The organism is Bacillus sp. YP1 (genome assembly GCF_000877815.1).
GTDB lineage: Bacteria > Bacillota > Bacilli > Bacillales > Bacillaceae > Bacillus > Bacillus subtilis.
This window is the reverse complement of the sequence record NZ_CP010014.1, coordinates 1,185,162-1,209,374: the sequence shown is the minus strand read 5'-3', so window position 1 is coordinate 1,209,374 and position 24,213 is coordinate 1,185,162. Positions and strand designations below refer to the sequence as shown.

23 protein-coding genes are annotated in these 24,213 nt (G+C 41.5%); 3 read left to right on the top strand and 20 right to left on the bottom strand.

Going from position 1 to position 24,213, the window contains the following annotated elements:
• Positions 1-148 precede the first annotated feature (148 nt).
• The 3 genes from QF06_RS06015 to mcpC form a co-directional block, all read right to left on the bottom strand.
• Positions 149-1,039 (bottom strand): Vgb family protein, encoded by an 891-nt coding sequence (locus QF06_RS06015; protein ID WP_041850890.1) that lies wholly within the window; start codon positions 1,037-1,039, stop codon positions 149-151.
• A gap of 393 nt (positions 1,040-1,432) precedes the next feature.
• A complete protein-coding gene (locus tag QF06_RS06010; RefSeq protein WP_015715802.1) occupies positions 1,433-2,299 on the bottom strand; it encodes an NAD(P)-dependent oxidoreductase in 867 nt (288 codons plus the stop codon).
• A gap of 137 nt (positions 2,300-2,436) precedes the next feature.
• Positions 2,437-4,404 carry a methyl-accepting chemotaxis protein McpC gene (mcpC, locus tag QF06_RS06005; protein WP_041850891.1) on the bottom strand — a complete coding sequence of 656 codons (1,968 nt, stop codon included), beginning with the start codon at positions 4,402-4,404 and terminating at the stop codon, positions 2,437-2,439.
• Positions 4,405-4,538: 134 nt separating this feature from the next.
• Here mcpC and QF06_RS06000 point away from each other — a divergent pair, with 134 nt between their 5' ends.
• Positions 4,539-5,240 carry a GNAT family N-acetyltransferase gene (locus QF06_RS06000; protein ID WP_041850892.1) on the top strand — a complete coding sequence of 234 codons (702 nt, stop codon included), beginning with the start codon at positions 4,539-4,541 and terminating at the stop codon, positions 5,238-5,240.
• Here the strand turns inward: QF06_RS06000 and splB are convergent.
• From splB to papB, 8 genes are all read right to left on the bottom strand, one after another.
• Positions 5,233-6,261 (bottom strand): spore photoproduct lyase, encoded by a 1,029-nt coding sequence (gene splB, locus QF06_RS05995; protein ID WP_003232425.1) that lies wholly within the window; start codon positions 6,259-6,261, stop codon positions 5,233-5,235. The genes QF06_RS06000 and splB overlap by 8 nt on opposite strands.
• 77 nt (positions 6,262-6,338) lie before the next feature.
• Positions 6,339-6,578: a splAB operon transcriptional regulator SplA gene (gene splA / locus QF06_RS05990; protein WP_003218644.1), complete on the bottom strand. Its 240-nt coding sequence runs from the start codon at positions 6,576-6,578 to the stop codon at positions 6,339-6,341.
• Between the two features lie 90 nt (positions 6,579-6,668).
• A complete protein-coding gene (ptsP, locus tag QF06_RS05985) occupies positions 6,669-8,381 on the bottom strand; it encodes a phosphoenolpyruvate--protein phosphotransferase (protein ID WP_003218638.1) in 1,713 nt (570 codons plus the stop codon).
• Positions 8,381-8,647 (bottom strand): phosphocarrier protein HPr, encoded by a 267-nt coding sequence (locus QF06_RS05980; RefSeq protein WP_003154654.1) that lies wholly within the window; start codon positions 8,645-8,647, stop codon positions 8,381-8,383. The genes ptsP and QF06_RS05980 overlap by 1 nt, the downstream gene beginning before the upstream one ends.
• A gap of 97 nt (positions 8,648-8,744) precedes the next feature.
• Positions 8,745-10,844, bottom strand: a complete 2,100-nt coding sequence (gene ptsG / locus QF06_RS05975; protein WP_003244661.1) for a PTS glucose transporter subunit IIABC — start codon at positions 10,842-10,844, stop codon at positions 8,745-8,747.
• A gap of 228 nt (positions 10,845-11,072) precedes the next feature.
• Positions 11,073-11,939, bottom strand: a complete 867-nt coding sequence (gene glcT, locus QF06_RS05970; protein WP_003218635.1) for a glucose PTS transporter transcription antiterminator GlcT — start codon at positions 11,937-11,939, stop codon at positions 11,073-11,075.
• A 62-nt stretch (positions 11,940-12,001) separates the two neighbouring features.
• Positions 12,002-12,967, bottom strand: coding sequence for a LacI family DNA-binding transcriptional regulator (locus QF06_RS05965; protein WP_038827528.1), 966 nt, complete (start codon positions 12,965-12,967; stop codon positions 12,002-12,004).
• A gap of 282 nt (positions 12,968-13,249) precedes the next feature.
• Positions 13,250-14,344, bottom strand: coding sequence for a di/tri-peptidase (gene papB, locus QF06_RS05960; protein WP_015715797.1), 1,095 nt, complete (start codon positions 14,342-14,344; stop codon positions 13,250-13,252).
• Positions 14,345-14,509: 165 nt separating this feature from the next.
• Here papB and QF06_RS05955 point away from each other — a divergent pair, with 165 nt between their 5' ends.
• A complete protein-coding gene (locus QF06_RS05955; protein ID WP_014476643.1) occupies positions 14,510-14,713 on the top strand; it encodes a hypothetical protein in 204 nt (67 codons plus the stop codon).
• Between the two features lie 38 nt (positions 14,714-14,751).
• Here the strand turns inward: QF06_RS05955 and pfeT are convergent, their stop codons facing one another.
• The 5 genes from pfeT to QF06_RS05930 all read right to left on the bottom strand — a co-directional run bounded on the left by pfeT (position 14,752) and on the right by QF06_RS05930 (position 20,023).
• The gene (pfeT, locus tag QF06_RS05950; RefSeq protein ID WP_043940109.1) at positions 14,752-16,665 is read right to left on the bottom strand and encodes a metal-transporting ATPase PfeT; all 1,914 of its coding nucleotides are present in this window, start codon (positions 16,663-16,665) and stop codon (positions 14,752-14,754) included.
• A gap of 235 nt (positions 16,666-16,900) precedes the next feature.
• Positions 16,901-17,398 (bottom strand): sporulation thiol-disulfide oxidoreductase StoA, encoded by a 498-nt coding sequence (gene stoA / locus QF06_RS05945; protein ID WP_003245444.1) that lies wholly within the window; start codon positions 17,396-17,398, stop codon positions 16,901-16,903.
• Positions 17,399-17,448: 50 nt separating this feature from the next.
• Positions 17,449-18,786: a sporulation protein YkvU gene (gene ykvU, locus QF06_RS05940; protein ID WP_003245552.1), complete on the bottom strand. Its 1,338-nt coding sequence runs from the start codon at positions 18,784-18,786 to the stop codon at positions 17,449-17,451.
• Positions 18,787-18,903: 117 nt separating this feature from the next.
• Positions 18,904-19,530 carry a cell wall hydrolase gene (locus tag QF06_RS05935; RefSeq protein WP_003232442.1) on the bottom strand — a complete coding sequence of 209 codons (627 nt, stop codon included), beginning with the start codon at positions 19,528-19,530 and terminating at the stop codon, positions 18,904-18,906.
• 298 nt (positions 19,531-19,828) lie between these two features.
• Positions 19,829-20,023: a hypothetical protein gene (locus QF06_RS05930; RefSeq protein ID WP_003218622.1), complete on the bottom strand. Its 195-nt coding sequence runs from the start codon at positions 20,021-20,023 to the stop codon at positions 19,829-19,831.
• A gap of 165 nt (positions 20,024-20,188) precedes the next feature.
• Here QF06_RS05930 and QF06_RS05925 point away from each other — a divergent pair, with 165 nt between their 5' ends.
• Entirely contained in the window at positions 20,189-20,374 is a 186-nt protein-coding gene (locus QF06_RS05925; RefSeq protein WP_003232446.1) for a YkvS family protein, read from the top strand.
• Positions 20,375-20,494: 120 nt separating this feature from the next.
• Here QF06_RS05925 and QF06_RS05920 read toward each other — a convergent pair whose 3' ends face one another.
• The 4 genes from QF06_RS05920 to ykvP form a co-directional block, all read right to left on the bottom strand.
• Positions 20,495-20,785, bottom strand: coding sequence for a YkvR family protein (locus QF06_RS05920; protein ID WP_003245399.1), 291 nt, complete (start codon positions 20,783-20,785; stop codon positions 20,495-20,497).
• 914 nt (positions 20,786-21,699) lie between these two features.
• Positions 21,700-22,398 (bottom strand): glycosyl hydrolase family 18 protein, encoded by a 699-nt coding sequence (locus QF06_RS05910; protein WP_003245851.1) that lies wholly within the window; start codon positions 22,396-22,398, stop codon positions 21,700-21,702.
• 96 nt (positions 22,399-22,494) lie between these two features.
• Positions 22,495-22,722 carry a LysM peptidoglycan-binding domain-containing protein gene (locus tag QF06_RS05905; protein WP_017695061.1) on the bottom strand — a complete coding sequence of 76 codons (228 nt, stop codon included), beginning with the start codon at positions 22,720-22,722 and terminating at the stop codon, positions 22,495-22,497.
• A gap of 15 nt (positions 22,723-22,737) precedes the next feature.
• A complete protein-coding gene (ykvP, locus tag QF06_RS05900; protein ID WP_003245384.1) occupies positions 22,738-23,937 on the bottom strand; it encodes a spore protein YkvP in 1,200 nt (399 codons plus the stop codon).
• Positions 23,938-24,213 lie beyond the last annotated feature (276 nt).

Genomic DNA, 24,213 nt, shown 5'->3' with positions numbered 1-24,213 from the left:
AATCCGTTTTTCTTTTACCTTCAATAGCAAAGCTGCTGCAACAGATTTATGCCATTGATAGATTTGACTTTTTATAATAAAGGAGAAATGTTTGGGTCAGGTTGAGCAGCATAGGTTTCGCATGAGATGCAAAGGGTCCTCTTTTCCTTTATTTAGTTAATTTTAATTTCCCTATTTTGTTACATTCTAATGCAAACCATACTGTGCCATCATTATCGCATCCTATTCCATGAGGCTCAGCATGAGGTGTGTTGATTGTATATTCTTCAATTGTTTGATCACTTGTCAGCCTTCCGATTTTATTTCCCCCCCATTCGGTAAACCATAAATCAGATCTTACACCTGCAGCGATAGCGTGAGGCCGTGCATTTGGTGTAGGGATATCATATTCAGTTATGTCACCGGAAACCGTAATCTTACCTATCTTATTACCCACTATCTCTACAAACCAAAGTGCATCATCATGCCCTTTTGTAATGCCTACCGGTCCTGCTGCTGGTGTAGGAATCGGAAACTCCGTTAACTCACCTGATTCAGTTATTTTGCCGATAGCATTATTCTGGTTTTCAGTGAACCAAAGTGAGTGATCTGAACCCAACGTAATAAAAGAAGGGTACGATCCTTCATTAGGCAGTTCGTATTCATGAATTTTGCCCTCTGATGTCAATTTACCTATACGATTTCCATTCATCTCAGTAAACCAGATATCTCCGTCTGGACCTTCCGTAATCCCATATGGGGCTGAATGTTGATGCGGCAATGGATATTCTATAAATTGCCGTTTTGCTGTCAGTTTCCCTATCTTATTAGCCCTATTTTCTGTAAACCAAATATCACCTTCTGAAGACACCGTTAAACACATGACTCCAGCATCAGGTGTCGGGACAATATACTCTTGAATTTGGCCCGTCTTATCAAGACAGCTGATCTTGTTAGCTTTATGTTGAGTAAACCATACCTTTCCTTCGGGTGAAATGGCTATCCCGTATGGACCAGAATCAGAATGTAAAATATTTATTTCTTGCTGTTCAAGCTTCATATCAATACCCCCATCAATAATAATCTACAAAAAAAGCCTCCTATACTCACTTTTCTGAGATAGGAGGCAATGCTAAATCGACTTCACTCCAAAGCCGCTTTAGTAATAAGAATATTACCCCATAATCCTATCTCAGAGAATAAATCAATAAACAAAACAAATCAGCATTTAGATCATCAGAAAAATAGTCACTGATGTTGAATGTATAGGTTAAGCTATTGATTCTTTCTTAAAGCTAGAATTATAGAATCATGTTCTTATTTTCACCCTTCCGTTTTGTCAATTAATTAAAACAAGTGGTATTTTTCTCTTTTACGCACTTATAGTCCAAAAAAAGGCTGTCGAGATTTTCACGACAGCCTGATGGTTGCCTGCAGGATACAAGCAGTCCTTTTATTTCACCCAAAGCTTATATATACTCTGTGTTCCGCTGTTTTCTTCACCTTGAGCAGCTAGCTTGTCATATAAGGATTTTGCGAGCGACAAGCCTGGCATTTCTTCCCCCATTAATTCTGCTTCCTCTAGTGCAATTCCCATATCCTTAATAAAATGCTTCACATAAAATCCCGGTTCAAAGTTGCCTTGCAGCATACGGGGAGCAAGATTTGACAATGACCAGCTTCCGGCTGCGCCCGTTGTGATGCTTTTCAGAACATTTTCTGGCTCTAGGCCTGATTTTTGGGCATAAGCCATCGCTTCAGCAACACCGATCATACCGGCTGCAATTGCAATCTGATTGCACATCTTGGTATGCTGTCCGCTTCCAGCCGGTCCTTGATACTGAATATTCTCTCCCATTAAAGAGAAAATCGGCATGCAGGCTTCAAAAGCTTCTTTTTCTCCACCGACCATAATCGCGAGTGTTCCGTTTTGTGCACCGACGTCTCCACCGGAAACAGGAGCGTCTAAAGCGAACAATGCTTTTTCTTTGGCCGCTTCAGCAATCTTCTTCGCAAGCGAAGGCTTAGATGTCGTCATATCAATAAGATATGCGCCTTCTTTTGCGTTTTCAATAATTCCATTGCTTCCGAAATACACTTCTTCAACATCACTGGGATAGCCGACCATTGTAATGATGACATCCGCTTCTTTCGAAAGATCTTTGACCGTATCTTTCCAGATCGCGCCTTTTTGAAGTATGCTTTCTGCTTTTTCTTTTGTCCGGGTGTACACCAAAACAGGGTGGCCGTCATTCAGAATATGTGATGCCATGCTCTTTCCCATCACTCCAAGACCGATAAAACCAATTGTTTTTTTCAAGGTCATTCCTCCCAGATGTTTCGTTTTGATTTTAGTTAAAATTTATCATTTTTCCTTCATTTTTTAGACTACCATATCTATTCATCTTATAACATAAAAAATCCCCAAAACAAATGATGTTTGGGGATGTAATTGGATTACAATGTGAATTTTGCAATTGTGTTCATAAGCTCTTGGCTTGCATGCTTTAGTGTTTCCGTTGAGTGTTTGACTTTATCAAGGGTGACAAGCTGTTCATCGGTTGATGCGTTCACTTCCTCTGCTGCGGCAGCTGATTCCTGTGATATGGCTGAAATGCTTTGAATAGCTTCAGAAATCGCAAGCTGTTCTTCACTCATTCTTTGAATTTCCGCGTAAATGTGATCAATACCTTGTACCAGTGACTGCATTTCTGCAGTTATCGTATTTAATACCTCTCCAGTTTCGTGAATGGCACTGTTTTGTTCATCATTCATTCTGCTTGCCTCAACCATCGCGTGAGAGGCCTCTTTTGTCTCAAGCTGGATAAGCTTCACAGTCTCACTGATATGCTTTGTAGAAAGGGCTGATTGCTCAGCTAACTTCCGCACTTCATCGGCTACGACGGCAAAACCGCGCCCGCTTTCTCCGGCTCTGGCTGCCTCAATACTGGCATTTAAGGCAAGCAAGTTGGTTTGATCAGATATGTTTGAAATCGCTGTAACGACTTCTTCAATATTCTTAGTTTGATTTTCCAAATCCAGCAGCATCGTTTCAACCTTTTTCGTTTCCATATTGGCTTCGTTTGATTTCATCAGCAGCTGGCCGAGCGCGTCAAGTCCTTTATAGCTTGCATCCTCGGACGATTTTGAGCGTTCTTTAATTCCGCCTGCCTCCTCAGCGATTTGCCTGATTTTCGTTGACAGGCTTTCCGATTTTTCATTAATGGTTTCAACTTCAGAAGCCTGTTCCGATGCTCCTGCGGCTACTTCTTCAATCGCTTTTGCAATTTGGCCGCTTGTTTCATTAGTTTCGGCAGAGACAGCCGTTAGTTGTTCAGAGGTGTCAGATACTTTCCCTGAAGAGAGTCTCACTTGCTCAACCATTTCCTTCATATTTTCAACCATCAGATTGAAATCTCTTGTTAAAATACCGACTTCATCCTTAGATTTTGATTCCGCGCGCACTGTTAAATCGCCTGCGGAAACAGCTTTCGTTTTTGCGATCAGCTGCTGTATCGGACCGGTTATCGTTTTGGCCAGGAAGTAGCTGAGAATAATTGTTATGATAAGCGCAATCAATGATATCCAAAGATTTGCCCGATTCATTTTATCTGAAATCCACATTAATTGATCGGTATCAAATTGCGTTCCGACCTTCCAGCCTGTTTCGCCAATCATTTGGTACACAACCATTTTCCCATTCACATCTTGTATCCCTTTTTTCTCGGATGCGATGGTTTGCAGTGTTTGATCCTTTGATATATTTTTTCCTTGATTTGACGGATGGGCTAAAAGATTGCCGCTCGCATCAGCTAAAAAGGCAAATCCTTTGTAAGGCACCTTTTGTTTATTGACCATACTCTGGATAGCAGAGAGTTTCAAGTCATAGCTGGCAACCCCTATCACTTTTTGCCCGTCTAAGATCGCTTTCGATGCAGTAACAATCATGTCTCCTGTCACGACATCTTTATAAGGTTCCGTCCAAACAACTTGATCCGGGGTTTCAGCTGCAAGCTTATACCATGGTCTTGATGTTGGATCGTAATCCTCAGCGAAATCCGCTTTTGGATATGTAAACATTTCTTTTTTTGCGGTGCCTATGTAAGCCATCGCAACATAATCATCGTTGTCTTTGATTTGCTTAATGTCATCGTGAAACAGCCGAGCAGCTTCTTTACTTGGTTTCGTTACAAATGTATGCGTTAATTCCCCATTAGCCAATCTTGATAACGAAATGGCATAACTCTTTAATTGCAATTCAATATTTTGTTCAAGTGACTGCGTCACGTTTTGAGTTGTATTTTTCCCATCCTCTGTAATCATCGGTTTTAGCGTCAAATAAGAAGACAGCATTAAAAGAACAACTGTGACGATTAACATAATCGAAACAAAAACAGCAATCTTCATGTGAAGTTTTTTAAACAAACCAATCCCCTCCTAATTTCTATATCGGCCCTTTCGTTTGAAAAATGAATAATCAAAAAATAAATTATAAGAAAATCGGAATATATTTACTGAAAATTCAATTTTCATTATAATGAAACAACATAAGGAGAGTGATGATCATACTAAAACAAATGTATGTGCACGACGGCAGAAAATTTGAGGCTCTGACCATCAGAAACTACACTGAGACTGACATCCAGAGGCTGATTTCTCTTCAAAAAGAATGTTTTCCTCCTCCGTTTCCCCAGGAATTGCTGTGGTCAGAGGACCAGCTTGCCAGCCATATCAAAACCTTTCCAGAAGGCGCTTTATGTGCGCTCATCAATGGCAGAATTATCGGTTCCATGGCTGCTCTTATTGTACAATTTGAGCCTGAATCTCCTGACCATACATGGGCACAAGCAACAGACAACGGATCGATTAAAAACCATGAACCTTATGGAAATACTTTATATGTAGTGGATATTTCTGTTTCTCCTCATTATCGAAAGCTTGGAATCGGAAAATGGCTGATGAATACGATGTATGAGCTGACTGTTGATAAGAGACTGGAGCGCCTTCTCGGCGGCGGCCGCATTCCTTTATATCATAAATACGCACACGAGATCAGCGCTGTTCAGTACGTTGAAGATGTGATGGAAGGCAGGAAAAACGACCCTGTGCTTTCCTTTCTCCTCCGTTGCGGGCGTTCACCTATTCGTGTAGTAAGCAATTATGTAGAGGATAAAGAATCATTGAATTACGGCGTTTTGATGGAATGGAAAAATCCTTTTTATAAAAAGAGAGCTGTTGATCACAACAGCCCGTTTAAGTAAAATATTCAATTTTCGCGTTAGGGAAAAAGGTATCAATATAGGATTCAAGTGCTTCTCGAAGTGCATGCTCTTCATCTTTCTGATAAATATATTTTCCGATCCCGTAGCGTCCCCATTTATAACGGCGCTTTTCTTCATCTAATTCGAGCTTCGTCTTCGGATAATTTTTCTCTATCACTCGTTTGGCCGGTTTTGTAAAACGGTGTTGAATTAATTCAAACGTTATGTCATGTCTAACGTCCTGCGGCAAAGCAGCATCAAGCTTTTCAAACAGATGTCTGTATCCTTCTTCCCAGCCTTCATGAATATAAATCGGAGCAACAATAAAGCCTAGCGGGTAGCCTGCTTTTGCAACTTTTACTGCCGCCTCTATCCGCTTATCAAGAGGTGAAGTTCCCGGCTCAAAGTTTTTAATCACATAGTCGGCATTAATACTGAATCTGAATCTCGTTTTCCCGTTATGCTTTGCGTCTAATAGGTGATCGACATGATGAAATTTCGTTACAAATCGGAGCTTTCCGAGATCACTTTGGCCAAAATGTTCAATGGCGCGCTTCAGCGTGTGTGTCAGATGATCAATTCCTACAATGTCTGACGTACATGATGCTTCGAACCTTGTGAACTCTGGTGCGCGCTCCTTCATATACTTATCTGCCTGATCCAAAATCTCTTCGACGTTTACATAAGTTCTGATATACGGCTTTGATCCCATGGTTGTTTGCAGGTAGCAGTAATGACAATGCCCCATACAGCCTGTTGCAAACGGAATGGCATATTCAGCCGAGGGTTTGGATGAATCAAACTTTAATGTTTTCCGGACACCGATAACTAAAGTTGATTTCGCATTGCGATATTGCTGAAGATGATTTTTCCCAGGAATATTACGCACCTGATTGTGGGATGTTGTTTCTCTGATTTCAATGCCCATATTCTCAAATTTTTCTTGTAATTCTTGGCCTAGCGGGTATTCCAGCGCCCTCGGTTCTATATATACAAGCTGCGGAACAAATGGGTTCTGCATGATGCCACATCCTTTTCCTTTACTAACGTTACTTTTCTCACTAGGCGGAAAGGATATGAGTTGTAATGATTTCCTTGTTACTCATACGGATCAATATCAAAGAGTTCTTTGTAAAGCGATTTAGCTTCTTCATAGCTTGCAAACACAGCATCGTCCTCTGCGAACGGATGATAGGTTTCATAAATAAACAGGGAAAGCTCGCCTTCATGGTATGGATGGTGCACAATTTCGGCTTCCTTTATGTGAGCTACATTGGCAGCGTGCGGATTTCTGTAGATCACATAAACAGTATCTCCTGCGTTAAATTGGTTTGACATACTATCCCTCCTAGCCATGTTATTGTGTCCTTCTATACGCTTACTTATGAAAAAAACCAGACAGGCCGGAGGCCGTCTGGTTTTTGTACATTACTTGAATGTTTCTTTTACGAACGCGACAACTTCTTCTGTCGTGCTCATAGATAAGATTTTCTCTTTGAATGACTCAGCTTCTTGTTTAGACAATTTGCTGATCTGTGTTCTTGCCGGAAGAATAGACGTTGCGCTCATTGAGAACTCATCTAAGCCTAAGCCGAGAAGGATTGGAATCGCAATCTCGTCTCCTGCCATTTCTCCGCACATGCCAACCCATTTTCCTTCTTTGTGTGCTGCTTCAATTACCAGTGTAATTAAGCGAAGGATTGCCGGGTTGTATGGCTGATACAGGTAAGATACACGTTCATTCATACGGTCAGCTGCCATTGTGTATTGGATCAAATCGTTTGTTCCGATACTGAAGAAATCAACCTCTTTAGCAAACTGATCAGCGATGACTGCAGTTGACGGAATCTCAACCATCATTCCGACTTCAATATCGTCAGATACAGCCTGTCCCGCTTTTACGAGCTTTTCTTTCTCTTCCAGAAGGATCGCTTTTGCTTCTTTGAATTCGTTAACTGTCGCAATCATAGGGAACATGATTTTCAAGTTTCCGTATGTACTTGCACGAAGCAGCGCGCGAAGCTGTGTTCTGAAGATTTCTTGCTCTTCAAGGCAAAGACGAATCGCTCTATATCCCAGGAACGGGTTCATTTCTTTAGGAAGCTGCAGGTAAGGAAGCTCTTTGTCTCCGCCGATATCAAGTGTACGCACGACGACTGATTTTCCTTCCATACGCTCAAGAACCGTTTTGTAAGCATCAAACTGCTCATCTTCTGTAGGCAGCTGATCTCTTCCCATGTAAAGGAATTCTGTACGGTAAAGGCCAACTGCTTCTCCGCCGTTTTCAAGAACACCTTTTACATCATCAGGAGTACCGATGTTCGCTGCAAGCTCTACATGATGTCCGTCTTTTGAGACAGTCGGTTCATTGACAAGCTTCGCCCACTCAGCTTTTTGAGCCAAATAAGCATTATGTTTTTCTTCATACTCTTTTACAGTTTCCGCAGATGGGTCAATAATGACATCGCCATTGATACCGTCAACGATAACAGTCACGCCGTTTTGGATCGTGCCTGTAGCCGCTTTCGTTCCAACAACTGCTGGAATCTCAAGAGAACGTGCCATGATGGCAGAGTGAGATGTGCGTCCGCCGATATCAGTAGTGAATCCTTTTACGAACTCACGGTTTAATTGGGCTGTGTCAGACGGTGTTAAGTCTTCAGCTACAATAATAACCTCTTCTGAGATCATGCTTGGGTTTGGAATTTCGACGCCAAGCAGGTGGCCGGTTACGCGTTTTGTTACATCTCGGATATCTGCCGCACGCTCTTTCATATATTCGTTGTCCATAGATTCAAACATGGTAACGAACATAGAAGACGTTTCTTTTAAAGCGAATTCAGCGTTCACTGAATCAGTGCTGATTTTTTCTTTCACAGGGTTCAGAAGCTCAGGGTCACTGAGAACTAAAAGGTGAGCAGAAAAAATATCAGCTTTATCCTGACCCAGTTCTTTCAAAGCGTGCTCTTTGATTTTTTCGAGCTCTTCTTTTGAACGTGCAATCGCTTCATCAAAACGGCTTACTTCCGCTTCAGAATCAGAGATGTTTTTCTTTTCAACCGTTAAATCTGGCTCTTCAAGCCGGTATGCTTTTGCAATCGCGATGCCGGCTGAAGCACCAATCCCTTTTAATTCTTGCATTACTCGCCGAGTCCTTCGCTTTTCATTGTTTCTTCTAAAGCGTTAAGAGCATCGTTTTCGTCAGCTCCGGAAGCAGAGATTGTGATCTCAGCGCCTTTAGCGATACCTAAAGACATAACACCCATAATAGATTTAAGGTTAACTGTTTTGCCGTTATATTCTAAATTAACGTCAGCGTCGTATTTGCTAGCAGTTTGTACAAGAACTGTCGCAGGACGAGCATGGATTCCAGAATCTGCAGTTACTTTAAATGTTTTTTGTGCCATTTTTATCATTCTCCTTTTAACTTAAAGCTTTATTACTTCACAATATTATATCATACAACCGTACTTGTCATCTGACAAGCACGGCGTACTAACACCCTTATTTTTCAATCTTCACAATATCTTCTTGTTCTCTGTTGACTGAACCGCTTGCTTTAATGCTGACTGTTTCTCCTTCAGCAAGGTTTGTAAATACAATCGGTGTCATGAGAGATGGTACATTCGGTTTGACTGCATCCAGATCAACTTCAAGAAGTTTTTGTCCAGGCTCAACGCGGTCTCCTTCTGATACGAAAGACGTAAATCCTTCGCCCTTCAGGCTGACGGTATCAATACCAAAGTGGATTAAAATTTCTCTTCCGCCGTCGGATTGCAGGCCGATCGCATGTTTCGTCGGGAACACATTGAGAATTTTTCCACGAACCGGTGATACGACAATTCCTTCAGAAGGGAGAATCGCAAAACCGTCACCCATCATTTTCCCTGAGAAGACTTGGTCAGGAACATCCGTAATCGGGTGAATTTCCCCGGTAATCGGAGAAACGAAAACTTCCTCGCCGATTTCATTTTGCAGCGGTTCTGCAATCACTTCCTCAACCTGCTGGCCTACTTCCTCTTGAGCAGATGTTTTCGGCTCAGGTCTAGGCTTGCGTCCCGCAATAATGTCTTGCATTTGCGTTTTTAACCCGTCAGAACGCGGTCCGAAAATAGCCTGAATGTTGTTGCCGACTTCCAGTACTCCGGAAGCGCCAAGCTGTTTCAGACGGTCTTTATCAACCTTTTTCTGATCGTTTACAGTCACACGCAGACGAGTGATACAAGCATCAAGGTGTTTGATGTTTTCCTGGTCACCCATTGCCTGCAGAATCTCATAAGGAAGATCCCCTGCTTCACCTGTTTTCCCAGGTGCTGCTGTTTCTTCCGCAGCATCTTCGCGTCCAGGTGTTTTCAGATTAAATTTGCGGATGGCAAATCGGAATCCGAAGTAGTAAATGACCGCTAACCCTAAGCCAACAGGGATGACAAGCCACCATGCCGTCCGGTTCGGTAAAATACCGAATAGGAAGTAGTCAATTAAACCGCCGGAGAATGTCATACCAATCTTAACATTCAACAGCTGCATGACCATGAATGAAAGTCCCGCAAACAAACAGTGAATCGCAAACAGGACTGGAGCAACGAATAAGAAAGAAAATTCCAATGGCTCTGTGATCCCCGTTAAGAAGGATGTCAAGGCCGCTGAACCCATAATACCTGCAACGAGTTTTTTGTTTTGCGGTTTTGCTTCATGATAAATGGCAAGCGCCGCAGCAGGCAAACCGAACATCATAAATGGATATTTACCTGTCATGAACGTACCTGCCGTTAACTGTACGCCGTCTTTAATCTGCGCCATAAAGATACGCTGATCCCCGCGGATGATTTCTCCTGCTGCACTCTTATAGCTGAAGAATTCATACCAGAACGGCGAATAGAAAATGTGGTGCAATCCGAATGGGATAAGCGAACGTTCAATCACCCCGAAGATAAATGCAGCAAGGGTTGGATTCGCTTCCACTAATCCTGTTGAAAAGGCATTCAATCCATGCTGGATCGGAGGCCAGATCACTAACATAATAAGACCCAGAATCAGTGCAGAAATTGACGTTACAATTGGAACGAAACGTTTACCCGCAAAGAAACCAAGGTATTGCGGCAGTTCAATTGTGTAAAATCTGTTAAACAATAATGCAGCTAACACACCGACGATAATACCGCCGAACACCCCTGTCGCCAAGGTAGGTATACCAAGCATGTTTACATATGCAGGATGGTTTTCCGTAAAGAACTTGGCTCTTTCAACTGAATCCGAAGGAATGGTTCCGTTTGCAAGAAGAACCGCACTCATGGATACATTCATTACAAGATAACCGATAATTGCTGCAATCCCTGCAACTCCATCACCGTTGGCAAGCCCGATGGCTACACCTACTGCGAAAAGAAGCGGAAGGTTATCGAAAACAATCTGCCCAGCGCTTTCCATCACACCTGCTACAAGCTGAACATTGTCATTGCTCAAGAAATGCAGGACCTGAATCATGTCCTTATTTTGCATCGCATTCCCGATCGCAAGCAAAATACCCGCAGCCGGAAGGATCGCAACTGGAAGCATAAGCGCACGCCCAATTTTTTGAAGAACGCCGAATAATGCTTTAAACATAAGAATTGACCTCCTCTTTTTACTAGTCTGACCTTACAGCTAAAAATCATGACAACGAATTCACAGGCGTAAGTCTTCCAGTTTAACCGTTTACATTTGCCCTTTTACACAACAAAAAGGCATGAGCAAAATTGGGTGCGCAAAAGAACGAGAATGAACTTCCCGTTTTTTTCCCTCAATCACTCATGCCTGATCGAATCAGTAACACGTTATAAGGATAAACTGAATTTATGAAATTTTATTGGTTAATCGGTACAGATGAAGCGTCAGATAAACCGCTTCCGCCTCATGAACTGGTTTCTTCAATGTTTGCTGCAAGATTTTAATCAATTTCCAAGCTGTATTGTAGCATAGCGGATATTCATTTTTCAATAACAACATTAATTTTTCTGGTTCTTTAGTCGGTTCTTCTTTTTTAATTCTTTCTATTGTAAATCTGATATGCCTGATCAGCCGCAAATAGTTGACACTTTCCTTATTTACTTTCATTTGAAATGAGTCTTCAATCACCTCGACAAGCTGCGCCATGAGCTGAGAGTGCTGATTGACCTCGGACAGCGGACGGTTTGTCAACGCTGAATGGATATGCAGAGCGATAAAACCAATCTCCCCTTCCGGAAGGCAGATTCCCGCTTTTTCATTGATCATATCTATGACTTCTTTGGCAATTTGGTACTCCTCAGGATATAGTGACTGAGTCTCCATTAGAAATGGATTTTTCATATCAAATCCCTGCTGCTGCCTTTTGATCGCAAATGCGATATGGTCTGTCAACGCAATGTGAATATGTTCATTTAATGAGTGATTAGTCCTATTGCTTATGTGATAGATGACATCGTTTGAAATATCAACGAGCTTTTCATCAACATAGTCAAGGAGCTTTTTAAACTGCTTTTGTTCCTTCTCGTCTTTTAAAATGAACATTTTATCGTAGCCTTTATCTTCAATGACATCATCTTGTTTTTTTCCGAAACCAATACCTTTTCCGATTAAAACGACTTCGCTGTATTTATGATGAGAAGCAATTAATACGTTATTATTCAGTACCTTTTTCACTGTGAAGGACCCATTCACGATCCTCAGCTCCTTTGTCATTCAATACCTCATATCGTACATAACGAACAGAATGCACGTCAAACCTTTTTTCAATGCATTCACTAAACAGTCGATCTTTCGACGAGACGGTAATCCAGAACTTTCCTTTCAATCGGCTGTCCTTGAATTCTTTTTTCCAGTATGGCAAATGCCTGCTTTCCCATTTCCCTTGTCTGAATATCGATCGTTGTGATCCCAAGCGCTTGGCTGATTTCGTGGTTATCAACGCTTAAGATTGCAAGCTCATCCGGTACTGACACCCGCTGGTTCTTTGCTTCAAGAAAAAGCCCTGCTGAGACTTGGTCATTGGCAACAAAAATAGCCGTCGGCTTTTCCTTCCACGTATTCCATTTATGAAAAAGCGCCTTCCCATCATTGATTGTAATCGCTTTCTCAATTACCCAGTCTTCACGAAATGCCTCGCCGATCTCTTCCAATGCCTCTTTGTAGGCTTTGATTCGAAAATGACTGTTCATGCCTTTTTTTCTTGCCAAACAGATAGCTATTTTTTTGTGCCCTTTGGCAATTAAATAGTCCAAGCCGTTCCGAAATGCTTCTTGGTGAGGAATGCTGATGGTTGGGAAGCGGGCAATATCTGAATTCTGGCAAAGCAAAATCGGGCCCTCCCATTCCATGAGTTTCTCATCAGCAAGCGCCTTTGAGCAAAAAATCAGGCCGTCAACCTGGCGCTGCTTTAATTGGGACAGCGCAAAGATTTCTTTTTGTACCTCATAGTTTGTTTGGAATAAAGAGAGGTGAACCCCGGATTCCGCGGCTGCGTCGGCTATTCCTGCAATCAGCTCTGCAAAATATGGCAGATTAACCGTCGGCAAGACAACACCAATCATGTTTGAAAATCCTTTCGACAAATGTACAGCGTGAATATTTCTCGTGTACTCCAATGATTCCATTGCCTCAAACACTCTTTTTCGTTTGTCTTCACTGACGTATGGATGATTGTTTATGACTCGGGAAACCGTTGTAACAGAGACACCGGCTTTCTCTGCAATGTCTTTAATATTAGCCATAGATTCCCTTCTTTCTAAATCCCCTTGATCTGGAATGCGTTTCATACAATATGATATGGACGTACCAGATATCTTTTTGTGTTTTTAGCTGAAAGGAGAAGATCACATGGGTTTCTTCATTTTAATTGGGTTATGTCTCACTGTTCTCGGTGGCAGCTGTCTTGCTGTAAAACCTCTCAACCAAAAACATGAAATTAAACCCTTTCGAACATTTGATGATTTTTTTATTTAATGCAGATAAAAAAGGACGATGTCGAGAACAAAGTCCTTTTTTATTTCTTATTACGGCAGTATGATTAATTCCTTTGGATATTGGGTCAGAGCAACTGCCCCGTCCTTTGTTACGTGAACGTCATCCTCAATGCGCACGCCGCCGATTTCAGGCACATAAATCCCCGGTTCGATCGTGTAGACCATGCCTTCCTGCAGCAGTGTATCGTTGGCCTGGCTCATTGATGGATACTCATGGACAGAAATTCCGAGTCCATGCCCAAGCCGGTGAGGAAAATAGTCACCGTATCCCGCTTTTTCAATGATTCCGCGGGCGGTTAAGTCCAGATCTCCGATTCTCACACCGGGTTTGCTTGCCTCAATCGCGGCTTTTTCCGCTTGAAGTACAGTCTCGTAAATGGCCTCCTGCTTCGGATTGATGGTTTTGTAAGCAAACGTTCTTGTAATATCAGAGCAATAGCCGTCAAGAATAACACCGAGATCAAATAATACAAAATCACCTTTCTTCAACGTGGCTGTACCAGGATTTCCATGTGGCTGGCCTGATTTTTCTCCGAATAAAACCATTGTAGAGAAAGACATGCCCTGAATTCCTTTTTTCTTCAGCTCATACTCAATTTGAGCGAGCACTTCCACTTCACTGATGCCTTCACGCAAAGCGGCTGTGCCGACTTCAACACCGTAATCCGCAAGCTTTGCCGCCTCTTTCAGCAAACGAATTTCATTGTCATCTTTAATCAGGCGAAATTGATTGAGTGTTTCTTCTGCTGAAACAAATTGAGCCCCGCCCGTCGCGTGCTTCAGCTGTTCTGCACGAGATAGCGAGATTGAATCCTTTTCGACCGCAAGCGTATGTATGCTGATATTTCGCTTTTTCAAGGCCTTCTCTATCAGCTCCCACGGATTTTCGTGATCCGCATAGCCAATGATTTCATGATTCCAGCCTGCGTTGCGGGCCTGTCCTGCTTCCATTCCTGGACAAACAAAGAAAGGCTCCTCTTCTTGAAAAATAAATAACCCCATTAATCTTTCATGCGGCTCTGTATAAAAACCGGTTAAGTAAAAAACATTTTCTTTCGTATGAATAAATGCGGCAGTATGCCCCGCTTCCTTCAGCCATGAAGAGACGCGTTGTATTCTATTCACTTCTTGTTCCTCCCTGCCATTTGCAATGCATTGTTCTGTCTTCCATTGTAACAGGTTTTACCGGTGTTTGCCTTTCACGACGCCTTCATTTTCTAATGCATTTTATTTCCTGCTCCTCTTCCTGTATACTGACAGTAACGTTCAATCGCAGGGGGGTTGTTCCGTTTGCTGATGAATTTTTTCAGACGAAAAGCAGTTATGCTCTTAACGGTTTTGGGAATTTCCGCTCCTTTTATCGGGATGAAGATGGTGGGCTTTTATTATTACAGCTCTATCATAGGCTGTGCAGCGGGTTTCCTTTGCTGCATCCTCGCTCTCATCCTGGTTATGAAAAGATCTGATAAAGACAAAAATGAAGGGAAAGCTTGATACATAAAAAGCCAGCAGCCTGATTAGGGCTGCTGGTTTTATTTTAGGAGTCTTAAACCGTTTAGTATGACCAAAATCGTGCTGCCCTCATGACCAATCACGCCAAATGGCAATTCCATCACCTGCAAAAAGTTTGCACAAATCAGCAGGCAGATTACAGCTAGAGAAAACACGATATTTTGTTTGATGATCCTGTTCATTTTCCGAGACAAGCGGCACATGTTTACGAGCTTTTTCAAATCGTTTTTCATGAGGACCATATCAGCGGTCTCAAGTGCTACATCTGTTCCGCCGCCCATCGCAATGCCGACATCCGCTGCTTTGAGTGCCGGCGCATCATTGATTCCGTCACCCACCATTGCAATCGTTCCGAATTCTTCTTTTAACCGTTTGATTTCATTCACTTTTTGGTCAGGCAGGCATTCTGCCACGACAGTTGTCATGCCGGCTTCCTTGGCAATCGCTTGAGCCGTGTCTTCGTGATCTCCTGTCAGCATGGCCGTTTTAATCCCAAGTCGGTTCAGTTCTTCCATGACCTCTTTTGCTTCAGGCCTGATTTGGTCCTTCAGTGCGATACAGCCTGCTATTTGATCATCCTTTTTCACAAATACAATTGTATGACCGCTTTGAATGACATCTGATGCTGTTTGTTTCATAAATTGTGCTGCCATTTCCTCGCCGATAAAACCTGCTTTACCGACCTTCCATTTCGCACCCGACACTTCTGCCATAACGCCAAACCCTGAGGTTTCTTCTATAGATATGTAGCCGGACTGATTCACGCCGCGGCTTTCAGCGTACGCCGTTATGGCTTGGGCGAGCGGATGGCTTGATTGCGTTTCGATGGCATAGACAGCCTCAAGAACTTCCGCTTCACTGAATCCTTCTGCTATTCTGATCGTCTCTACGGCAGGCTGGCCTTTTGTTACAGTTCCGGTTTTATCAAAGGCGATCATTTGCACTGAGCCCAGCTGTTCAAGAAAGACGCTTCCTTTCACAAGCATACCGTTGCGGGCGCCATTTGAAATCAGGGACAGCGCCGCCGGCATAATAGAGGCGACAAGCGCACAAGGTGACGCGACAACCATAAACACCATTGCGCGGTAGAAGGTTTCACTCCAGCTCCAGCCCAGCGCAAAGTGCGGGACGAATAAAAGGAGCGCCACCGCAATTAGCACACCTTTCACATAAGCATTTTCAAATCGTTCGATGAAAGCCTGCGCGGGTGAAACACTATTTTGCGCTGATTCAACCAGTTTGATAATTTTTCTGAATAACGAATCTTCATTTGCTTTCGTGACACGGACTGTCAAGGAGCCATTGCGATTCACCGTTCCTGTGAATACAGTGTCGCCTGTGTTTTTTTCTACAGGCATTGATTCACCTGTTAAAGCCGACTCGTCAAGACTTGTCGAGCCCGATTCAATGATACCGTCTGCCGCTACGCGTTCTCCAGGTTTGATCACAATCATATCACCGGCCTGCAAGTCTGAAACCGGAACTCTTTTGGTTTCACCATTGACCATCAATGTCGCTTCTTCAGGCTCAAGCTGCATTAAAGACGTTAAATCTCTGCTGCTTTTATTCATCGTGTATGTTTCTAAAGCTCCGCTTAAGGAAAAAATAAATATTAAAATAGCACCCTCTGCCCAGTATCCGATCAAGGCGGAACCAATGGCAGCGAAAATCATTAAAAGTTCTACATTCAGCGTTTTGGATTCGAGTGTTTCTTCGATTCCTTCCTTCGCTTTAGCAAATCCGCCGATCACAAAAGCCAGCAAGAAAAGTATTATGGATAATACCTGATATCCGGATAAGAGCCAGCCTGCCAAAATAAGAGCGCCTGATACAAGTGCTGCAATAAGCTCCGCGTGCTGTGCCCAGTTTTTTTCCCTCTTGTCTGTTTTCAATGGCTCATGCGGGTCGCGTTGAACGATAACTTGTTCATTCATATCGAATTCTCCTCTCTAATTGAGAACGTAAATCATCTTCATTTCTCTTATAAAAACAAAATCGCTGCCCAAAAGGCAGCTTTATCGTCAGTTATTTCTTGATGTCTTCCTTTATTATAGCACGCACGAAGAGAATTTCAATTATAATTATTTTAATTTCTTTTTGATAATAATTATCATTAATGTTTATTCACTTCTTCTCTATATGAAAAAAGCTGAGAGTCTATGCTCTCAGCTATTCTTCCGTCCATTCCTTCAGTTGTTCCGCTGTCATCGGGCCAATTTTTGTTTTTTCAATTTCTCCCTTTTCATTCAGCAAAAATGATGTTGGGATCGTGATGATATGATACTCCTTCATCAATTCCCCTTTTGAGTCAAGGACAATCGGAAACGTCAGCTTGTTTGCTTTAATAAAGTCTTCAACGACTTGCTGATTTTGTTCCGAATTCACTAAATTCACCGTTACCAGCTTTACACTGTCGGATGGATGGGCATCATAAAACGATTGAAACTGTGGAAGCTCCTTTTTGCAGGGCGGGCACCATGACGTCCAAAAATGGAGAATTGTTTTTTGCCCTTTATTCGGAATCGAGATGTCCTCCCCTTCTATCGTTTTCATAAGAAAAACAGCGGGAACAGCAGGCTGTTTTTCCTCAGCTTGTGCCGCACCTGGAAACCATGCAATCAACCCTAATAACATAATGTATATAGTAAGCAAGCGCTTCGTCAACATGGAATCTTCCTTTCATGCTTTTCAATTAGCTTGCCCCTGCTGTTCCTTTATCATCCTTCAATTCGCGGCGTTCTGGTCCCTCCCGTAAGAAATACAGATACCTTCAATGCTTTGCAGATCGTGGCATAGTGCAGGCTCGTCAAAAGAATCATGCCAGTGTTCATTCCAAGGATAATCCCGAGCATTTGCAGATTCTCCATTGATCCCAGTACATACATCATACTTAGCGCAACGATATGGCTCCATACATTGTGATAAAAAGCCTCTTTCACAAAACCCATCCCGATTAAGCACGCCTGCAGCGGCATGACAAACAGATGAAAGAGAAAGTAAGGCCACAACAGCTGCAAGTAATACTGCGCTTCAGGAGAGTGAAAAAACAAATGCGTGAGAGGTCCCGCAAACTGGAACATGACCCAGACGGCAGGTATACCGTAACCTAATGTAATGAAAATCGACTGCTTCAGCCTTTTTAACACGATGTCATACTGAGAAAGTGCATAAGCTTCCGAAATACTCGGTATCATGACGACCATTAACGAATGGGCAATAAAAGCAGGGAACGACCCTATCGTCACAGCCACTCCTGCCAGCATTCCGTATTGATCGATCGCCGCTGTCCCGGCAACGCCCGCAGCCAAAAGAGCTCCTTTTACTAAAAAGGGTTCAATTGCATTGACAACCGCATGAAAAATACGCAGTCCTGTTGTAGGAATTGAAACAGCAAGCAGTCTTTTCCTTACATCCTTTCCGCGCAAATGAATGTGCTGCTGGCCGGATAACGCCCGCCTTGCCATGATAAATTGTGAATATAAATAAACAAGCACGACCACATCACTCACGACTAGAACAAACAAGGAAATCAGCACAGCCATGTCCAATTCAAATGAGTACCATTGAAAAAAGAGGAATAAGCACAAGAGCTGGATGATTTTTTTCAGCACATTGGCAATTGCGATCTTCCCCATTTTCTGCACACCCATAAAGTAGCCCCTGGCGATTGAAGTAAAGGCGACAACAGGAATTAAGCCGATGACAATCCCTTTAATAAACGGGTGGTATGTATCAAATACCGGAATAAACGGAAGCGCAATACTAGCGGCGGCAGTAGAAAAAGCAGTAAAAATGGCTGTCATTCTGAAAGCGTGCCTCAGCATGCTTTCATGAAGCTTAGGATTTGACTCGGCAATGAATTTAGAAATGGATATCGGCAGTTCCAGGCTCGCGATGACAATAATTAAAAAGATCGTGGGCAAAATACTCATGTAAAGCCCCATCCCATGCTCGCCAAGCTCCCGCGCCAAAATCATATTGACGACAAATTCAAGGCATTCAGCGAAAAAGGCGGCAATGGATAAAAGAATGATCCCTTTCACAAATCGATTCATGATGTCTCTCCTTGTCTCTTGTACTACCAACATCATATGAGACAAGTTCAAAAATTATTTTATTTTTACTCTTTATATGAAAAAAAGCACAGCTGAGACAAATTGTCTCTTCTATGCTTAGACGGCAAAAACGTGTCTGCCGATTTTTTCTACGATTTTTCTTGAACGAATCCAATTATCTGACGCTGTTTTCGGATTATAAAAGAATATGGCATCTGTTTCTCTATTTTTTGAGGACAGCGCTTCTTCGGCAGCTTCAATCGATTCTTTATCAGGCTTTTGGTTAATGCTCCCGTTTGCGACCGGTTCAAAGGCGTTTTTCTGATAAATAACTCCTCTTATCGTATCAGGAAAACCTTTTTTCTCCGTCCTGTTCAGTACAACGCTTGCTACAGCGACCTTGCCTTTATATGATTCTCCTTTGGCCTCTGCGTGAACGAGACGGGACAGCAACTCTTTTTCAGACTGTGTATATGTTTCTTTCTCATCATTTGTTTTGTCCGGTTTATCTTTCTCTTTCTTTTCAGTGTGTGCTGATAGCTTAATCGGTTTTATTTTCTTGTCTTTATCAGCAGACAGTGAAGGGAAAGATTCATTCGTATTTCGATCTATATGTGTAAGCCATTTCGCTTCTTCATGTTTTGTCTTCTTTGCGCTCAGTAGTGAAGCTTGTGTATGCTCAATTTTGGCTGCAGGCATGAAACAAAGAAGAAAAACAGCCAGAGCAGTGAATTTCGTTGTCATACAGTTTCCTCCTTAAAGTGCTCCAAAAAACACTTCATAACCTTAACAAGAGATCCATTCATTTTCACGGAAAAAGATTTTCCAACTCTCCCAAGGAGGTATCAGGATGGAATAAAGAGGATGACTCACTGCTTAATGGCAAAAAAACAGTCTGAAATTCTATAAATATTGTTAAATTAAAACATGTTTATCCATCTTTGGTACTTTACATTTTATTTACACCTGTTACAGACAGCTGTAATAAAAGGCTTGTGTTCTGTCATATATGATAAAAAGGCTTCTCACGTATGAGAAACCTTCAGCTTCTTGGCTGTTCTAAGTATTGAAAGATAACATCTCCGCCTTGCTGGGCAATTCCTCGGAAATGTTTAAAATCATCTTGTTTAGATAACACGGCCCTGAAATCAAGAAAATGCTCTTTCTGGACTCTCAGTTCGTTTATGGCGCCGGTGCGCAGCTGTTCAATCATTTCTGTTATTTCTTCGGGACGCAACAAAAATTCCCCCCTTTTCTTTCTATTGACGAAAATCAATATATCATCTTTATAGCGACAGAACAATTCATAAGGGAGATAAAACTCCTTATCGCTTTACTTCTCAATGAAAATACTGCAAAATACTTTCAAAAGGCATTATTATGTTTAAAGGAGAGGAAGCTTGTGAAAATCGCTAAGGTTGGGAATGTCATTGAATTTAAAAACGGATTAACCGGTGTTGTTGAAAAAGTAAATGAGAATTCTGTTATCGTTGATGTGACGATCATGGATAACTATCGGGATCTTGAGTTAGATTCATTGACAGTTGTTAATCATAAAAATTATAAGATCATCAGAGACTCCTATTAAAACCTCCTTATTTCCACATTTATTCAAAAAACTGCAAGACGGACAATTTAACACCTTACATATGAAATTCGCTTTCTCAAAAGCTGCCGGCCGGCAGCTTTTTTACATAAAAAACACCGATCATGAATCGGCGTTTTTGTCTATTTCCGTTATTTCTATATAGAACTCGCTGACGGCCCCTGGTTCGTACAGGTTGGTCAATGATGTTGAATAATTTGTCATTTCCCCCCGGAAGGCAAGATCGCGTTCCGGAACCTCGACATTAAACGTTTTTTCATACAACAGGACAGCGATATCATGGTAAGTCTCACTCGTAACGTTTAAGGTAAATGCAATTTTTCGCTTCGGCTCGCTCTCCTCTTGATATGCAGCCATTTCTAACGTTACATTGTTTAACCGCAATGTCTTCACTTCATATCACTCCTTTATAGTCCATGCATCTTAGCATACCTTAGCGAATGTTTACAATGAATCTGTTCTTAACGGTTATATGAACCAATTCATTCGAAAAGACACCTTTACAAACATACGTTCGTTAAATTATAATAAAACAGACGAGCTGCCATCCAGCATCCCGTCTTTTCATTAGAAAGCGGCGAGTGGAATTCCCCCCGGATTCGCTCGTCTTTTTTATGTAAAAACCCCCTCATTTCTAAGGAGAAACCATATGGTCGATTATCAACAAGTCATGCTTCACCATGCGTACAATCAATTCTCATCATGTTTTTTAGATAAACCAGCATCCATTCAGGAAGTATATGAGTGTATGCTTTTAAAGTTCTAGTTAGTCGTGCGCTTCCATATCGATCCTGAACAATTCTGAATGAAATGCGATAACCCTGCTATCAAGTAGCATGTGTATGATTAAATCATGGAAGCAGAATAAATTCAACACATCCGTAAAATGCGTACTATAACATAAGTTTGAATGTGTATTTCAAGCCCAATGTAATGCCTCGTGTAGAACATTTTGGGAGAAGGGCCTATGGAATGCCCTCACTGTTTTACCCGCACTCGTAATAAACTCCTTTCAGTATGTCCATTTAGAGATTCATTGCAATTATCTTCGAATTTTGTTCTGAACTATAAATCATTATATATTTTTAAACACTGTATTCCAGACTGACGCATCTTCTTGTCCAAGACTCCAGCTGCCAAGACCTTTCAGATTATATTTTTGAGCGAGTTTTATTTTTGCTCTGAGTGACTGTTCATTTTCAAACCATAATGTATATGTTCCCGAAGGCAACGGCCCCTTTTTATCGTGATTGACAGTAAAAATAGCTTTTGGAGATTGACTCTTGGTGTCAAAAATAATTGTCCCGCTATGCCTTTTTACTAACAACAAGGTAAAGGGGAATGGCTTGAGAGGCAGATTGGCCTTCCATCCAGCAGCGGCCATAGAATGGCAATCCTAAAACTAGTTTTTGAGGAGAGATTTTTTGGGTCAGAACATATTGAATGGACTTTTCCACCCATCCTACACTTGCAGTAGGCCCAGCAAGGCGGCTTTCATCATAGGCCATAACCATAAGATAATCTGCATATTTAGCTAAATACTCGTAATCATATGATCCGTGCCAGCCCTTCGTCCAGCCAAAAGGATTTGCCGCCACTGCAACTGATACTTCTTTATGTCTAGGAATACTTTTCCTTACTAATCTAATAAAATCTGTAAATAGATTCCGATCTTTTTCTGTAAGGTTTTCTATATCGATATTAACTCCATCCAAATCCAGTTCTTCTATTGCATGAGAAATTTGTTTAGCTAAAAGAACTCGGTTCATTAATGCAAATCGTCCCAAATCCTGATCCCAATGATTGCTTAGAAAAGGAACTACTTTTAATTTTCTTCTATGAAGAGCTTTAATCACATCGGGATTAGCTGAACGGAGAAGTAATGATCCATCTTTTCTGATATAGAAAAAATCAGGAGACACAACATTTAATACTCCGTTCGTTTGATCAACGTGTTGAATAAAGTCCCATCCTAATCCAGAATAGTAATAGCTCATTTGAAACATCTCATAACCCCTTCATCCCCAAAAATATCAAGTTCCCCACAAATAAAAAAATGAGGATTGTCATTTCAATTTGATTCGCTTCCGAAACCTCAAAGATTATCTTTCTCTTATCTTTATAATTTGTCCAGGATAAATTCTATCTGAAGAAAGCTTATTAAGATTCATAAGTTGTTGTACCGGAATTTTAAAGGATTTGGCAATCGTCCATAATGTATCGCCGGATTCCACATGATATACTTCGTATGTCACGGGAAATTCCATATAACGAGGCGTTCTTTTTACTTTATTCGCTTGATTTCTTATTTTAGGTATTTTCCCCTTCATTCATATTACTCTCCTTTAGAATAATTTGTTATTAATATTTCTAAACAGTTTCTCTCTAATCTTAATGATTTGTCCAGCATATATTTGATCTGATTTGAAATGATTAAGCTCCATGAGTTGCTGCAGGGAAACATTATACTTACTGGCAATTATTGATAATGTTTCACCGGGAGTAACATGATGGATCACGTATTTTTCTTTGAGAACATCTACATAATGAATGGTTTCCCCTAAGTTTCTTATGATTCCTCTGCTTTTTAGCACCTCAAGCATTCTCTCGGCTCTATGCCGATAGGAATCATTCTTTACAGCCTTTTTACCGTTTATCTGAATCTTTTTTCTCTCGCTATCATGATTTAAATAGTATTTAACCTTTTCCAATGTTTCTTTTGGGGAGGAAGAAACGATGAGATCGCGGCCAGGTTTGAATTTACCTCGAACTGCTGGTGTATCCGATGTCAATAAAAACCCCCCGGAACCAAGAATCTCATAGGTGCGTTGTGTAAGTTGGCTTTCACAGTTTTGCAAACCGATAATGATTTTTGCTGAACTGTAAACTTTATATGCTTCAGTATAATCAAGGTATCCATGGATCCAATTGCGGGGAATTTCTCTTCCTATATATTTACTCATTTTTTCCCAGTTTCTCCCCCAAAAATCAATGCGAATACCCTTCCGTATAAGAGGACGAATAAGCGTTTTTAAAGAGGACGAACGGAACACTTCCGGATGTTCTTCAAGAAAATTAGGGTAAGCATTAGCCACCACTGCTATATCACAACTGTATTTCGCTAATGGTTTAATCTGGTGATGTATACTTTCGTGAAATGCAAAGTCTAAGTGAGCTGCTTTAATCCCCATGCTTTCATAAGTTTTACACAGAGAAGGCGTGACCGTGAAAACAAAATCCGGTTTCATCTTTTTAATTAACGGGATAGTAAAGTTTTGAGTGTGCAGCGGGTCTTCAGTTGCCCAATAAACGAGAGGGATATTCACCTTTTTAGTAGCGTTGCGAATCCAGGCCTGCTTTTCCCTTGAATGCTCTGGTGTCCATCCCATAGATACTATTAAATCTGGTTTAAATTCGTCTATCATTTCAGTTATATTTTCCCGACTTACAGGACCGGAAATCATTACGGTATGTCCTGCTTCCCTAAACCCATTCGGTAAACCATAGAGCCACATGGGATGACTCTCAAGGAAAAGAATTTTCACACATTTCCATCCTCTCTTTCACTTTTTAATGTCTACTTTATTGGTATGTATATGTAATATAACTTGTCGCGGTACTAGTCTATAAAAAACGTTCAGGTGTGAGATCACGAGATAGCTTGTGTGGGATGCCCCACAAAAAAAGAAAGCAACCTACAACATATTTTCCTATGTGGTTATTCAGGACATAAGGATTCCTTTAAATATTTTTAAAAGTATTAGAATACAAGGACAGGGATATTATTTTTTATTAAAAGTCAAGAGCCCCCGTTACTTTAA

Bases quoted from the DNA above. Each gene is read 5' to 3' on its own strand.
- QF06_RS06015 (WP_041850890.1), bottom strand. From the start codon at position 1,039: ATGAAGCTTGAACAGCAAGAAATAAATATTTTACATTCTGATTCTGGT.
- QF06_RS06000 (WP_041850892.1), top strand. From the start codon at position 4,539: ATGATCATACTAAAACAAATGTATGTGCACGACGGCAGAAAATTTGAG.
- splB (WP_003232425.1), bottom strand. From the start codon at position 6,261: ATGCAGAACCCATTTGTTCCGCAGCTTGTATATATAGAACCGAGGGCG.
- splA (WP_003218644.1), bottom strand. From the start codon at position 6,578: ATGTCAAACCAATTTAACGCAGGAGATACTGTTTATGTGATCTACAGA.
- ptsP (WP_003218638.1), bottom strand. From the start codon at position 8,381: ATGCAAGAATTAAAAGGGATTGGTGCTTCAGCCGGCATCGCGATTGCA.
- QF06_RS05980 (WP_003154654.1), bottom strand. From the start codon at position 8,647: ATGGCACAAAAAACATTTAAAGTAACTGCAGATTCTGGAATCCATGCT.
- ptsG (WP_003244661.1), bottom strand. From the start codon at position 10,844: ATGTTTAAAGCATTATTCGGCGTTCTTCAAAAAATTGGGCGTGCGCTT.
- glcT (WP_003218635.1), bottom strand. From the start codon at position 11,939: ATGACAAAGGAGCTGAGGATCGTGAATGGGTCCTTCACAGTGAAAAAG.
- QF06_RS05965 (WP_038827528.1), bottom strand. From the start codon at position 12,967: ATGGCTAATATTAAAGACATTGCAGAGAAAGCCGGTGTCTCTGTTACA.
- pfeT (WP_043940109.1), bottom strand. From the start codon at position 16,665: ATGAATGAACAAGTTATCGTTCAACGCGACCCGCATGAGCCATTGAAA.
- stoA (WP_003245444.1), bottom strand. From the start codon at position 17,398: ATGTTGACGAAGCGCTTGCTTACTATATACATTATGTTATTAGGGTTG.
- ykvU (WP_003245552.1), bottom strand. From the start codon at position 18,786: ATGAATCGATTTGTGAAAGGGATCATTCTTTTATCCATTGCCGCCTTT.
- QF06_RS05935 (WP_003232442.1), bottom strand. From the start codon at position 19,530: ATGACAACGAAATTCACTGCTCTGGCTGTTTTTCTTCTTTGTTTCATG.
- QF06_RS05910 (WP_003245851.1), bottom strand. From the start codon at position 22,398: ATGTTTCAAATGAGCTATTACTATTCTGGATTAGGATGGGACTTTATT.
- QF06_RS05905 (WP_017695061.1), bottom strand. From the start codon at position 22,722: ATGAAGGGGAAAATACCTAAAATAAGAAATCAAGCGAATAAAGTAAAA.